At 46.8% G+C, this 12,970-nt stretch carries 11 protein-coding genes; 5 read left to right on the top strand and 6 right to left on the bottom strand.

Going from position 1 to position 12,970, the window contains the following annotated elements; all coding sequences use genetic code 11:
- Nucleotides 1-248 precede the first annotated feature (248 nt).
- Together GKG41_RS01995 and GKG41_RS01990 are read left to right on the top strand one after the other, a co-directional pair.
- Nucleotides 249-890: a TetR/AcrR family transcriptional regulator gene (locus GKG41_RS01995; RefSeq protein ID WP_154256727.1), complete on the top strand. Its 642-nt coding sequence runs from the start codon at nt 249-251 to the stop codon at nt 888-890.
- Nucleotides 891-998: 108 nt separating this feature from the next.
- Nucleotides 999-1,460, top strand: a complete 462-nt coding sequence (locus tag GKG41_RS01990) for a MarR family transcriptional regulator (RefSeq protein WP_154256725.1) — start codon at nt 999-1,001, stop codon at nt 1,458-1,460.
- A gap of 59 nt (nt 1,461-1,519) precedes the next feature.
- Here GKG41_RS01990 and GKG41_RS01985 read toward each other — a convergent pair whose 3' ends face one another.
- Nucleotides 1,520-3,331, bottom strand: a complete 1,812-nt coding sequence (locus GKG41_RS01985; RefSeq protein WP_154256723.1) for a DUF885 domain-containing protein — start codon at nt 3,329-3,331, stop codon at nt 1,520-1,522.
- Between the two features lie 158 nt (nt 3,332-3,489).
- On the opposite strand from GKG41_RS01985, the gene GKG41_RS01980 reads away from it, so the two are divergent.
- From GKG41_RS01980 to GKG41_RS01970, 3 genes are all read left to right on the top strand, one after another.
- Complete coding sequence (locus GKG41_RS01980) at nt 3,490-4,830, top strand: hypothetical protein (RefSeq protein ID WP_154256721.1); 1,341 nt, start codon at nt 3,490-3,492, stop codon at nt 4,828-4,830.
- Nucleotides 4,827-5,792, top strand: coding sequence for a thioredoxin-disulfide reductase (gene trxB / locus GKG41_RS01975; RefSeq protein ID WP_154256719.1), 966 nt, complete (start codon nt 4,827-4,829; stop codon nt 5,790-5,792). Before GKG41_RS01980 ends, trxB begins: the two co-directional genes overlap by 4 nt.
- Nucleotides 5,793-6,060: 268 nt before the next feature.
- Nucleotides 6,061-7,047 carry a C40 family peptidase gene (locus GKG41_RS01970; protein WP_154256717.1) on the top strand — a complete coding sequence of 329 codons (987 nt, stop codon included), beginning with the start codon at nt 6,061-6,063 and terminating at the stop codon, nt 7,045-7,047.
- A gap of 153 nt (nt 7,048-7,200) precedes the next feature.
- Here GKG41_RS01970 and GKG41_RS01965 read toward each other — a convergent pair whose 3' ends face one another.
- From GKG41_RS01965 to GKG41_RS01945, 5 genes are all read right to left on the bottom strand, one after another.
- Nucleotides 7,201-7,812: a hypothetical protein gene (locus tag GKG41_RS01965; protein ID WP_154256716.1), complete on the bottom strand. Its 612-nt coding sequence runs from the start codon at nt 7,810-7,812 to the stop codon at nt 7,201-7,203.
- 718 nt (nt 7,813-8,530) lie between these two features.
- Nucleotides 8,531-9,151: a V-type ATP synthase subunit D gene (locus GKG41_RS01960; protein ID WP_154256715.1), complete on the bottom strand. Its 621-nt coding sequence runs from the start codon at nt 9,149-9,151 to the stop codon at nt 8,531-8,533.
- Nucleotides 9,152-9,167: 16 nt separating this feature from the next.
- On the bottom strand, nt 9,168-10,562 hold the full coding sequence (locus tag GKG41_RS01955; protein WP_154256714.1) for a V-type ATP synthase subunit B: 1,395 nt from the start codon (nt 10,560-10,562) through the stop codon (nt 9,168-9,170).
- Nucleotides 10,563-10,577: 15 nt separating this feature from the next.
- Nucleotides 10,578-12,344 carry a V-type ATP synthase subunit A gene (locus GKG41_RS01950; protein WP_154256713.1) on the bottom strand — a complete coding sequence of 589 codons (1,767 nt, stop codon included), beginning with the start codon at nt 12,342-12,344 and terminating at the stop codon, nt 10,578-10,580.
- Nucleotides 12,337-12,933 carry a V-type ATP synthase subunit E gene (locus GKG41_RS01945; protein WP_256281143.1) on the bottom strand — a complete coding sequence of 199 codons (597 nt, stop codon included), beginning with the start codon at nt 12,931-12,933 and terminating at the stop codon, nt 12,337-12,339. Before GKG41_RS01945 ends, GKG41_RS01950 begins: the two co-directional genes overlap by 8 nt.
- Nucleotides 12,934-12,970 lie beyond the last annotated feature (37 nt).

Here is a 12,970-nt window from a genome sequence, read left to right as displayed (position 1 = left end):
TATTAATTGAAAATATTGGTGTAAACTATAAATAATTATTCAAATTTACTGTGGAAACGCATACAATAGAATAATCATGATTTATTTTGCCTGCAGGTTTAGGGAACTCAAGATGTCTTGACTATTAATTTCCTGGATCATATAATAAAGAAATGGTTTATAAAATACGTCTTACCACAAAATAGAAAGGGATTCTATGATTTTAAAGCTTATTGGTTTCATTAGAATCATGAATGCATGAATGAGAAATGAAGCAAGATGTAAAGAAACAATATATTGAGTGTGTATATAAACTTCTGCAGACCGAAGGAGTGTCCGGGGTGAGCATACGCAGAGTGGCAAATGAAGTTGGCTGCAACAGCGCAACGCTGTATCGGTACTTTAATGATTTGGAACACCTGATTTGTATTGCGTCCGTGAAATACCTGGAGCCGTATATAGAGGATATCAAAAATTATTCCAGCACTATTATCAATCCGGTGGAACTGAATCTGAAATTGTGGGAGCGTTTTTCCTTCTATGCATTTCATAATGCAGACATTTTTGAGACAATATTTTTCGGTTCATACAGTACAAACCTTATGGAACTCATGTATGAATATTATGAAATATACGCATCTAACTTTTCCGGATTAGACGGTTTTGCGGTTAGTTTTATCTTTAACAGTGATATCTTTGAGAGAGACTATATGTTCTACCGCCGTGCTGCAAATATGGGGTACTTGTCCCCGGACGCTTCCCGTCTGCTTGCGCAGACCGGTGTCTATATGTTTCACGGGCTGCTGATTGAGTGCAGAAAGAACGATTACTCTATGGAGGAGCTGGACTGCAAAGCCTCTGAGTTTATATCCAATCTGACTACGATTGTTAATAAATTTTTGCTGAAGTAATCCTTGGGGGCCTCTGCCGGAGGATTGGGAACGTTAAAAAGATTTGATTATCAAAAATTTCGCATTCCTTCCCCTTTTTTCTTGAGTAATATACATCCTTCGTGTATAATGAAAGAAAAAAGGAGTGATAATGTGGAGAGTTACAGCACACTAAATGAACTTTTCGTGAATATGTTCCATGAGATTATGGATATTGAAGAAAAAGCACTTATTACTTCTGAGTTCGGTAATATTTCCAATAATGATATGCATATTATAGAAGCAATCGGCGTCGGGGAACCAAGAAATATGTCGTCAGTGGCCAAGACGCTGTCTGTTACTGTGGGGACACTGACTATTGCCATAAACAGCCTGGTGAAAAAGGGATATGTAAACAGAGTGCGCAGCGAGGAAGACCGCAGGGTGGTTCTGATTTCCCTGTCAGACATTGGGAGGAAGGCGTATGAACATCACAGGAGATTTCATGAGGATATGATCCGTGCAACCCTGGAAGGACTCTCAGAAGAGGAAGCAAAGATTCTGACAGGTGCGCTGAAGAATTTGATGAAGTTTTTTCAGAGATATCAATAGAGAAGGAAAAGACAGCGCTGCGATGCGGGCCATTGGCCGGCGAAGCAGCGCTGATTTTTTTATAACATTTCAGCCTTCAGATACTTTTTAAGAACCGGAAATTGTGAAGGTCCAAGCTTCAGAATTTCCTCATGGAATTCTTTCAGGTTAAAACTGTCCCCCAGAGAAGTCTGCATCTCAGTTTTCAGATCCAAAAAGTTCAGGTACCCTACGTAGTATTTCAGATAGTTTGCCGGGTTTTCTACGATATACTGGAAGATCTCAGAGGCTATCTCTTCGCTGGCTATGCCGAACTCCTGAAGGTACTCTTTTACCGTGTCAACGGTCCATCCCCGATAGTGAATCCCCATATCCATAATAGAATACAGACACAGGTTGACGGAACGGTTCAGCCATAGGAGACGGGTAACAGCCGGATCTGCGTCTGCATAGCCGTAGGCGTAGGACTCTACGTAAGTGGCCCATCCTTCCACATAACCGGAGTTACTCAGCAGGTAACGGATATTGGAGGGATCCTGCTGGACGAAGTAGAGGGTCTGATACAGATGGCCGGGGAACCCCTCGTGAGCCAGCGTGGTGAAGAGCTCCAGGGATGAGGATGGCGTACCGTTATTAATATAGATAACATTGGGGGACTGCGTATCCACCGGTGGTGTAAGGTAGAAGGCTGGACTCAGAAATTCCTCCAGAGAAGGATGGACGTATTTAATCTCATAGGAAGTATCGGCGGCCTTGGGGAAGTCTGTCTGGATCTTCTTTTCCAGGGACTCCAGCATTTCTTTGGGGACATCCGTTGTGGGGACATCTGCGGCAACGTTAGAGGAAGATGCCTCCAGCTCAGTGGCCTGGGTAATGAGATCCGGGTGGGCTGTGATAAGCTGCTGCATCTCCTGGTAGTCTGCGAGAAGCTGTTTGTAAAGGCGCTGTTCTATCTCTTCCAGGGAGGAGAAATCCCCTACATCCTTCCGGATGAGATAGGTATAATACTCCACACCATTGGGATAACCTGCCAGCCCATTGGGGTTCTTTCCCGTACCCTTCAGGGCGGTCAGTCCCTTCACCAGATTTTGGTAGGCAGGGAATACCTGAGTATCCATCACCTTTTGATGGGCTTCTATGTACCGGTCAATGTCCTGCGGGGAGGGTTGGTATGACGCTTCCGCAGAAGCACCTGAGGCCATATTCTCCAACTTTTCCCGGAACATGGCTGTGAGATAATTGGAGGAGGCAGATTCCACAAAGGCATTGCATTGTTCCGCAATCCGGTCCACCGTGGTATCACTCATAAAAAGGCCTTGTTCAGATTTTTCCTGCTCAAATACCACGATTTCTTCGAAGTATTTGGGAATGGATGTCAGGAGGTTCAGATAATCCGCAATATCCTGTTCGGTGCGGAAGGTATATTCCGCCAGAAGTACGGGGAGCTGTGCCTGAATACCCAGGCTGGGACTTAAGACTTCTGTGAGCATATAATTATCCCCCAGGGACAGCTGAGTAGAAAAATCCTGCTCCAGAATATCGTAGGTCATCTGATTCTCTTCTGAGAGTTTTTCATAGTCATAGGAATGCAGTTTTGTCTGATAGTTTTCAATCGCCGTATAGCTGGCGGGTATGGCCTCTGAACGCAGGCTCCCCAGTGAAATTGGATAGTCAGTGATGCCGTAGGAAGAAGGGTTTGCCAGGGTATAGTGGAGGTTCAGAGTATTAGAGCTGACCTCTTCCTGGAAAAGCTGATCGGTGAATTTTTGAAACTTTTTATTTTCTGTAGGAAACACGTCTTTTTTGATTCCGGCGGCAGTCAGACACCCGGCAGACAGCAGCAGGACAGTAAGGATAGGAAGAAGACGTTTGCGAAGTAAGGATTTGTCCATAGAAAGGCTCCTTAAAAGAGGAAAAGGATTCTTTATCATTTTATGAGCGGATAGTCAAGGTATGAATATTTTCCAGATCTGGTGGAAAGAATTATTTGGAAAAGATGAGGGAGTGTGTTACAATCTCCATAGGATGAGACTGCTAAAGGAGGTTGCCTATGAAAAAACGGGCATGGCTCTGTCTGCTGGCGGTTACAGTGTTGCTGGCAGGCTGTAACGACAAAGCAAAGGATAAAACTGAGGAGGAAAGCACATCTTCGAGTCAGATAGAGGAAGAACCCCTGGAGGAGAAAGACCCTAACGGGGAGATAGAATTGCCCGGGAAGCTGTCGGATTTTGCGTTTGCCATAGACGGAGAGGCGTATTCTCTCCCTATGTCTGTAGAGGCTTTGAATTCCATGGGATGGATTTACGACGGGGATGATACCAAGAGCATGGATTCAGAATCCTTTTTGGAGGGAAGCACCATTAAGAGGGGAAAAGTAACCCTGACGGCAGATATTGTGAATCTGGAGGGGGAAGCCCTTCCCATAGCCAGCTGTCAAATGGGAGGAATTACCCTTGATCTCAGGGAGAATAAGGACATGCAGGTAACCCTTCCCGGAGAGATTGTTATGGGGAAATCTTCTCTGGATGATGTTCTGGAAGCTTACGGGGAGGCTGCGGATCAGTACGAAGAAAAGGATACCATTTTTTTAACCTATGAATATGGTATTTATAAGAAAGCAGATTTGCTGTTTGATGCGCAGGAAGAGATTCTGTATAAGATAGAAATGAAGAATTTCCGAAATCCCTCCAGTGAAAAGGGATCCGGGCAGGTGAGCCGGGAACCCCCAAAAGAGGTTTTAGGTTATACAAGGCCGGAAGGGCTTCAGGAGGATATCTCTGCATTTGCGCTGGAATACGGGGGATTTTACTACAGAATTCCTGCCCCTGTGGCTGAGTTTCTGAAAAACGGCTGGAGTCTTCTGGAGGAGGGATCTGATAAAAGTGTGGAGGCAGGAAAGCACGGGTACGTGGCCCTGGAAAAAGACGGGCAGAGACTTTACGGAGTAGTAACTAATTACAGTGATGTTCCTGTTATTATAGAGAATAGTTTTGTTACGTCTGTCCATGGAGACTTTGAAGTGACCAAGGTGCCTATTAAGGTTTATAAGGGTATCACCCTGGGAATGGATGAGGAGAATGTCAAAGCTTTGCTGGACGGCGTGGAATATGTAACAAAAGAAGAGGACGGAGTCCTGAATTATTATTACTATGCGGATGAGGAGCAGCTGGATTATCTGAAGATCAGCATAGACCAAAGCCTGGGGCTTGTGCGGGAGATAGAGGTTAACAACAATCCCGATGTGCTGCCTCAGAATGAAGGGGAGCAGGATGAAGGGGAGGATTCGGTGGATGCCACGGCAATGTATACACCCGAGGAGCCGCCCCTGGAAGATAATGTGCCTGCCAGTACCCTGCCCGATGACAGTGATGAGAAAGGAGAATCAGAATGAGTAAAATCTATGATATGGTAATTATCGGTTCCGGCCCGGCCGGACTGAGTGCGGCGATCTACGCTGCAAGGGCCAAGCTGAATGCGATTATACTGGAACAGAACTTTGTGAGCGGAGGCCAGGTTGTGAACACGTATGAGGTAGATAACTATCCCGGACTTCCTGGGATGAACGGCTTTGATATGGGGGCCAGCTTCCGGGAACACGCCGAAAAGCTGGGCGCGCAGTTTATTACGGAGAAGGTTCAGGAGGTAGTGCCGGAGACGGAGGATGAGTCGGAGATGCATGTTGCAGAGGACGGCCCTGCAGTTGAGCTTAAAAAGGTTATCACAGACAAAAATGAATATAAGACAAGAACCATTGTGATTGCCACAGGCGCCCGTCACAGTAAGCTGGGAATCCCCGGGGAAGAAGAATTTTCCGGTATGGGAGTATCCTACTGCGCTACCTGCGACGGAGCCTTTTTCAAGGACAAAACAACCGCGGTAATAGGCGGCGGGGATGTGGCTGTGGAAGATGCAATATTTTTGGCCAGGATCTGCAAAAAGGTTTATCTTATACACCGCAGACATGAGCTGAGAGCTGCAAAGATCCTTCAGGAGAGACTCTTTTCTTTGGATAACGTGGAGATTGTGTGGGATCATGTGGCTAAGGAAATCAAAGGGGAAGGCCAGGTAAATACGCTGGCGGTGGAAAATGTGAAGGACAATTCCAGAACGGATCTGGCTGTGGACGGCGTGTTTATTGCTGTGGGTATAAAACCAAATTCAGAACTGTTCCAGGGGATAGTGGATACAGATGAAAAGGGATATATCATTGCGGGCGAAGACTGCAAAACTAGTGTGGACGGTATCTTCGCGGCAGGGGATATCCGAACGAAGATGCTGCGGCAGATTATTACGGCGGCTGCTGACGGGGCGAATTCCGTGACAGCTTCTCAGAACTACCTTTTGGGAATGTAATACTGATAGGCGGCAGTGACCGCGGGGGTATACGGTATCCTGCAATGGATACCGTATACCCCCGCGTTTTTTTCTGCCGGCACAGAGCAGGAATTTGTCTGATAAGCAAATATTAAGTAAAAATAAACAGATATTAAATATTTGACATAAAAACCTCCGCATGATAGAATAAAAATGTAATAAGTCGTAATAAGTTTGTAACATATTAAAGAGACACCAGGGAAAGACTTATACATAAAAATTTAGAAGGTTATATTTGGAGGGTAATATGAGGAACAAAATTGCAAAAGTAACAGTGTGTGCGCTCACTGGACTGACAGTACTCGCAGGTTCTCAGGTGAATGCATATGCACTGCCTACGGAGTCTGCACTTGCGGGAATCAGTCTACCTTTAGAGAAAACCTATGAAGCAGTAGGGAGTATGGCAGCTGCCAATGTGGAGGATTATGTTAACATCAGAAGCGGGGCATCTGAGGAGAGCGAAGTGGTGGGGAAACTCTACCGCGGGGCAGTGGCAGCGATTACAGGACTGGAAGGGGAGTGGTATCAGGTATCATCCGGTTCTGTAGAGGGATACATAAAGCGGGAGTATTTGATATATGGAGAAGAGGCAGAGCCTGCCATCCGGGAAGCCTGGACAAGCACAGCTACAGTGAATACTGAGGTTCTCCATGTCCGGGCGGACAATACTATGGATGCGGAAATTCTCGGTGCTTTGCAGGAAGGGGAGCAGATTCCGGTAATAGAATCCTTGCAGGGATGGGAAAAGATTTCCTATGGGGAGCAGGAGGGATATATTTCACAGGAATATGTAAGCCTGGAAAGCGGCTATGAGACGGCGGAGTCCATAGAAGAGGAGCAGGCCCGGCTGGCAGAAGAGGCAGCCAGGCAGGAGGCCAAGATCCGCCAGGAGATGGTAACGTACTCTAAACAGTTTTTGGGCAATCCGTATGTCTGGGGCGGGACAAGCCTTACCAACGGCACGGACTGTTCAGGATTTGTGCAGTCCCTGTATGCACATTTCGGATATGCCATTCCTCGGGACTCCAGGTCGCAGGCCGCAGGCGCCGCAGGGATTACCCAGGAGGAAATGCAGCCAGGGGATTTGCTGTTTTACAGCAGGGGAGGTTCTATTAACCATGTAGCTATGTATATTGGGGACGGACAGATCATCCATGCAAGCAATCCCAAAACAGGGATTAAGATTTCTCCCTATGATTACAGGCAGCCTGTAAAAGTAGTGAGTTACATCTGAGAAGCCGAACAACATTACGGTACGGCGGGCAGCAAAAAAGGAATAAGGCGGAGTATATGATATAAAAGGAGGCAGCCATCTGCGAGGGAGTGCAGATGGCTGCTTTTACATTGAAGACAAATATTAGATAAATACGCAGTGCGTATTAAGGGCTTAAACAGGCGGCGTGAAAGAGCCGCCGTCCAGGACGGTCACAGTTATAGATACTGCCTTGCCGCCATTCATTTCCACGGTAAGAATGGAACCTACAGAGATGTCATCCAGGGAACCCTCAGAGGTTTCTCCTCTGTTGTCCAGAACAATAGACACGGAATCATCTGCTGCAATGGTGGTTTCCTCACCCGTAAGTTCCAGCCCGCCCGGCAGACTGTTCCCGCTGTCCGGGGGAGTGCCGCCGTCCTCACCGCCCGGAGGGGTACCGCCATTCCCCGCATCCGGGGGAGTGCCGCCGTCTTCACCGCCCGGAGGGGTACCGCCATTCTCTGTATCCGGGGGAGTGCCGCCGTCTTCACCATCCGGAGGAGCTTCCCAGGTTCCGCCGTCATCTTCCTTGTTGGCAGGAGGCTGCATCTTTTCATTCTCCGAACGCTCTCCGAGGGCCAGCGTGATGGTGCCATCTTCAATTGCCGTTACCTGTCCCAGGATACTTTCACTCTCCTGAGATGTATCTTTGGCTGAATCACCGGAACTATCCGACTGACAGCCCACAACAAGAAAAGCTGCTGCAGTAAGACATAAGATTCCGGTAAGTATACGCTTCTTCATAAATCATATCATCCCTTTCCGCCGGAGCTTCTTTGTCAGTCCGGCTAACATGGTTATCATAAGTGCTGTTCCTTAAATTACTCTGAAAAAGATCAGAAGATCCACAAGTGAATACCTGAAAATCCGACGCATAATTTTCAGAAAATTCACGTTTGTAAAAAATGCACAAAGTTTGTCGAACTATGTAAAAACCCCACCTTTTCATCAACATTTTATCCATAAAGTTATCCACATGGTAAAAAGTTGGTAATGGCTATAAAATGGAGTTGTACACAAAGTTATCCACATCGTCCACAAAAATGAGGTTAAAGTAGAGTGTTTTACATAAAAAAATAAAGAACAAAGGTTTTGTGAAGTTCTTATAAATCGCATTAATTCGAAAAAAAACCACCCAAATCCCTTGACTTTTCCAATGTCAAATATCAGTCAAAGGCCGTCGAAACTGAGCGACACAACCAAACAACTTAACAAATTGTGTAAAAATTTAGGTTTACCATAACCTAAACATTATGGTAAACCTAATAAAAAACCATCGGTCTCCTCCCTACTAAACAACTAAACACTAAGGTTAGGAAAGTCTTTCAGTCGATCAGTTCCAGCCAACAAAGTTTATCCCAAGAAAAAATGGGGGCAGGGACGCCCGCTGCTGCCCCCCCTGCCCCCATTTTTTCTTGAACAAAACAAAAGAGACCTGATCTCAAAGACCAGGTCCCCTGACTCATCCTTTCCCCTGCATCCTCTTTATCACCTTCAGCCGGGTAAATTCCTCACGTTCCTTTTCCTCCAAAGCATTCTGAATATCCTTGCTCAGTGCTTCAAATTTAGGAATCGTAATATTTTTCAACGCGTTAGCGCGCTTCTGTGTTTTTTTGATATTGACAGCCAGCCGGTAAGCGGCGTTCTCGACCATAGAGAGCCGGATGGTCAGCTCCTTCACCCTCTCAAAGGCAGCCTTGGCCTCGTCCAGCACAGACTTTGTGCCATAGTAGGCATAGGTGGGAACGGAAGAGCCTTTATCGTACTCTACAAGAGGTATCTCCGTACCCATAACACTTCTGGTTTTAATCCGGATGGAGGTCTCCACCGGGACGGAGAAGGATATCTGCGCCACCATATTAATGCCCAGCACCATATTGGCGCTCTGAAGGGCAGCATAGGCGGTACGGAACGTCACATCAATCTGCGACTGAATATCTTTTGCCTGGTCAATCAGGCCCATCAGTTCACGGATGAGAATGTTCCGTTTTTTATCCATGAGTTCAAAGCCCTGTCTGGAGAGAGCAAGGGAGTTTTTTGCCAATATAAGGTTTCCTTTGGTAGGAAATGTATTCGGATCCATAAAATCCCTCCCTTAATTATACTTCCGCCTTAACTTCCGTGGGTTTATAGTACTTATCAAGAATCTTAGTATCAATACGGTCCAGCTCTTCTTTTGGCAGCATGCCAAGAAGCTCCCACCCTTTTTCCAGAGTATCAATAATTGTGCGGTTTTCCAGAGGTCCCTGCCCTACAAACTCATGCTCAAAAGCATTGCCGAACAGAAGGTATTTTTTATCCAGCGGAGACAATTCGTCTTCACCGATAACCGATGCAAGGGCTCTTGCGTCTCCCACCTTTGCATAACAGGAAAACAGCTGGTTGGCAACATCCTGGTGATCCGCCCGGGTGTATCCTTCACCGATCCCATCCTTCATCAGACGGGACAGGGAGGGAAGTACATTGATGGGGGGATAGATGGCCTGGCCGTGCAGCTGCCGGTCAAGTACAATCTGACCTTCCGTAATATAACCTGTAAGGTCAGGGATGGGGTGGGTAATGTCATCGTTAGGCATGGTCAGAATAGGGATCTGCGTAACAGACCCTTTCCCTCCCTTCACAATGCCTGCCCTTTCATATAAGGTTGCCAGCTCACTGTACAAATAGCCGGGGTAGCCCTTTCTGGAAGGGATCTCGCCCTTCGAGGAGGAAACCTCACGCATAGCCTCTGCAAAGGATGTAATATCAGTGAGAATAACCAGGATATGCATTCCTCTCTCAAAGGCCAAATACTCGGCAGCTGTCAAAGCAACCTTAGGTGTAATTAACCGCTCCACTACAGGATCATTGGCCAGATTCAGATACATAACAACGTGATCAGATACACCGCTTTCCTCAAAGGTCCGGCGGAAAAATTCTGCCACATCGTACTTAACCCCCATAGCGGCAAATACAATAGCGAACTGTTCGTCAGTGTCATCCCCCAGGGAGGCCTGCTGCACGATCTGAGCCGCCAGCTGATCGTGGGGAAGTCCGTTTCCTGAAAATATGGGGAGCTTCTGCCCGCGGATTAAAGTAGTGAGTCCGTCTATGGCCGAGATACCTGTGCGGATATAGTTTCTGGGATACTCTCTGGTCACCGGGTTTAACGGAAGCCCGTTTACATTAACCTTAGTATCAGAGATGATAGGTCCCAGCCCGTCGATGGGCTGGCCGATCCCGTTAAAGGTACGCCCCAGGATATCAGAAGAAAGATTGATTTCCATAGGGTGGCCGGTCAATTTTGTATGGGTATTGATGAGGGACATACTCTCCGTTCCCTCAAACACCTGAATTACTGCTTTATCTTCGTATATTTCAACAATACGCCCCAGCTTTCTGGTGCCGTCATCCATGCGAAACTCTACCATTTCATCAAAGAATGCGCCTTTTACATCTTCCAGAACAACAAGGGGGCCGTTTACTTCGCTTAGTCCTAAATATTCAATTGCCATATTCATTACCCTCCTTTACGCATTCTTTTGCAAAACTTTATCGTAGAACTCGTCGATAGCCTTTTTATAGTCCTCAAACATTTCAGGCTTATCATTGGGAACATCATATTTGATTGCGATTATTCTTTCAAAGATATTATCCTCTTTCAGGATGGACATAGGCATTCCCATAGCAATGAGTACTTTTGATTTCTTATAGAGATATAAAATAACTTCCATCATAAGAAACTGCTTGCTCATTGGAACACAGGTATCTTCCGGGTGAAAAGCATTCTGCTGCAGGAATCCCAGGCGTACCACCCTTGCAATCTCCAGCGTCAGCTTCTGATCATCCGGCAGTACGTCGCTTCCGATTAACTTTACGATCTCCATAAGACTGCTCTCCTGATTCAGGATAGCCAGTAACTGGTTTCTGTAGTCTACAAACCTGGGTGAGACCTCATCCTTGTACCAGGGTGCCAGATCATTGAGATATTCGCTGTAGCTGGTTAACCAATGAATGGCCGGGAAATGTCTTGCATAAGCCAGGGACTTATCCAGGCCCCAGAAGCAGCGGACAAACCGTTTGGTATTTTGGGTGACAGGCTCTGAAAAGTCGCCTCCCTGGGGAGATACCGCACCGATGATAGACACTGAACCCTCGGTGCCGTTCAGGTTCTGCATCATACCTGCTCTTTCGTAGAAGGCGGAGAGGCGTGATGCCAGATAGGCAGGGAACCCTTCCTCTGCGGGCATCTCCTCAAGACGCCCGGATAATTCACGGAGCGCCTCTGCCCAGCGGGAAGTGGAGTCAGCCATGATGGCCACATCATATCCCATATCCCGGTAATACTCAGCCAGGGTAAGCCCTGTGTAAATGGATGCCTCACGGGCGGCTACCGGCATATTGGAGGTATTGGCGATAAGTGTGGTTCGATCCATCAGAAGATTGCCTGTTTTGGGATCCTGAAGTTCACCGAATTCTTCGAGCACCTGGGTCATCTCATTTCCGCGCTCTCCGCATCCGATGTATACGATAATATCTGCATCTGACCATTTGGCGATCTGATGCTGGGTCATGGTTTTTCCGGTTCCGAAACCACCCGGCACGGCTGCGGTTCCCCCTTTGGCAATGGGAAATAAAGTATCCAGGATACGCTGGCCGGTGATCAGTGGCTTGCTGGCCGGGTAACGCTTATCTGTGGGTCTGGCAATTCGGATGGGCCACTTTTGTGCCAGTCTGACCTCCACCTCGGATCCGTCATGCCTCTGTACGGTTACAATAGGATCATTAATGGTATACTGTCCGTCTTCTGCTGTCTTTATAATTCTTCCTCTCAGATAGGGAGGAATCATAGATTTGTGTACAATGGATTTAGTTTCCGGTACCTCGGCAATTATGGTGCCTCCGCTTACCTCGTCTCCCACGGAGACTGTAATGTGCACATCCCATTTTTTATGGGGATCCAGAGAGTCTACCTGCATTCCCCGGGAAATATATTTGCCCGATTCTTTTGCAATTTCACTTAAAGGTCTCTGGATACCGTCAAAAATATTATTTAAGATGCCAGGTCCCAGAAGGACGGACACTGCGTCCCCGGTTGCGGTTACCGTTTCTCCGGGCCGCAGACCGGAGGTTTCCTCATAGACCTGTACGGTTGTTGTGTCTTTGGTCAGGCCGATAACCTCGCCTACCAGATGCTCTTCTCCGACATAAACCATCTCTGACATTTTAAAACCGGTGTTGCCTTTCAGGTAAATGACAGGGCCGTTGATGCCGTAGATAATTCCTGTTTTATTCATAAGAAAGCCCTCCGTCAAATGTAAATTCCGCCTTTTCCGCCTCTACCAGGGCAGAGAAGGTATTGTCAATGATGATATTTTTGGATGGGATCACAGCCTTGAGACCTCCGAAAAAAGTCTCGGAGGAGATCTCAACCTGCTGGTTCGTCTGGGCAACCAGAGTAGGCATCAGAGAAGCATCATTGGAGGAGATATAGATTGTCATCTCATCCCCGTCTGCAAACTCCAGGGCCTCGTTGATTTTCTTGCATAAGTATCTGGGGTAATCAGGAGTACTCATAAATTCTTCCAGTCGGTTTTTAACCTCAGAGATTATGGAGTCTCTCAGTTCCAGCTGTTTTTTAGCCAGACGGCGTTTGATATTCAGCTGCTCTACGGAGAGAGCTTTGTTAATCTGCCGTTTTGCATTATCTGTTTCAGCCTTTAGCTCCATCTGGGACTGGCGGATTTTGTCCTGTTTATGTTCCTCTAACAGCTTCATTAAAGCTTTTTTATAATTTTCAATTTCCTGTGCGGCTTCGGCCTTGGCACTTTCTACGGAAACATCATAGAAATGTTGTAATTTTTCGTCCGTTGTCAATTCTTTCACCTTCTTTTCTGAGAACGCACAGCGTTCATAGATTTAC

It is taken from the genome of Lactonifactor sp. BIOML-A5 (assembly GCF_009677585.1).
In the GTDB taxonomy this organism is placed as follows: domain Bacteria; phylum Bacillota; class Clostridia; order Lachnospirales; family Lachnospiraceae; genus Lactonifactor.
This window is presented reverse-complemented; position numbering and strand designations above follow the sequence as displayed.

Excerpts from the sequence above, each read along its gene's own strand:
- GKG41_RS01950 (WP_154256713.1), bottom strand. The coding sequence starts at position 12,344 with ATGAATAAAACAGGAATTATCTACGGCATCAACGGCCCTGTCATTTAC.
- GKG41_RS01960 (WP_154256715.1), bottom strand. The coding sequence starts at position 9,151 with ATGGATCCGAATACATTTCCTACCAAAGGAAACCTTATATTGGCAAAA.
- GKG41_RS01990 (WP_154256725.1), top strand. The coding sequence starts at position 999 with ATGAAAGAAAAAAGGAGTGATAATGTGGAGAGTTACAGCACACTAAAT.
- trxB (WP_154256719.1), top strand. The coding sequence starts at position 4,827 with ATGAGTAAAATCTATGATATGGTAATTATCGGTTCCGGCCCGGCCGGA.
- GKG41_RS01970 (WP_154256717.1), top strand. The coding sequence starts at position 6,061 with ATGAGGAACAAAATTGCAAAAGTAACAGTGTGTGCGCTCACTGGACTG.
- GKG41_RS01985 (WP_154256723.1), bottom strand. The coding sequence starts at position 3,331 with ATGGACAAATCCTTACTTCGCAAACGTCTTCTTCCTATCCTTACTGTC.
- GKG41_RS01955 (WP_154256714.1), bottom strand. The coding sequence starts at position 10,562 with ATGGCAATTGAATATTTAGGACTAAGCGAAGTAAACGGCCCCCTTGTT.
- GKG41_RS01965 (WP_154256716.1), bottom strand. The coding sequence starts at position 7,812 with ATGAAGAAGCGTATACTTACCGGAATCTTATGTCTTACTGCAGCAGCT.
- GKG41_RS01980 (WP_154256721.1), top strand. The coding sequence starts at position 3,490 with ATGAAAAAACGGGCATGGCTCTGTCTGCTGGCGGTTACAGTGTTGCTG.
- GKG41_RS01995 (WP_154256727.1), top strand. The coding sequence starts at position 249 with ATGAAGCAAGATGTAAAGAAACAATATATTGAGTGTGTATATAAACTT.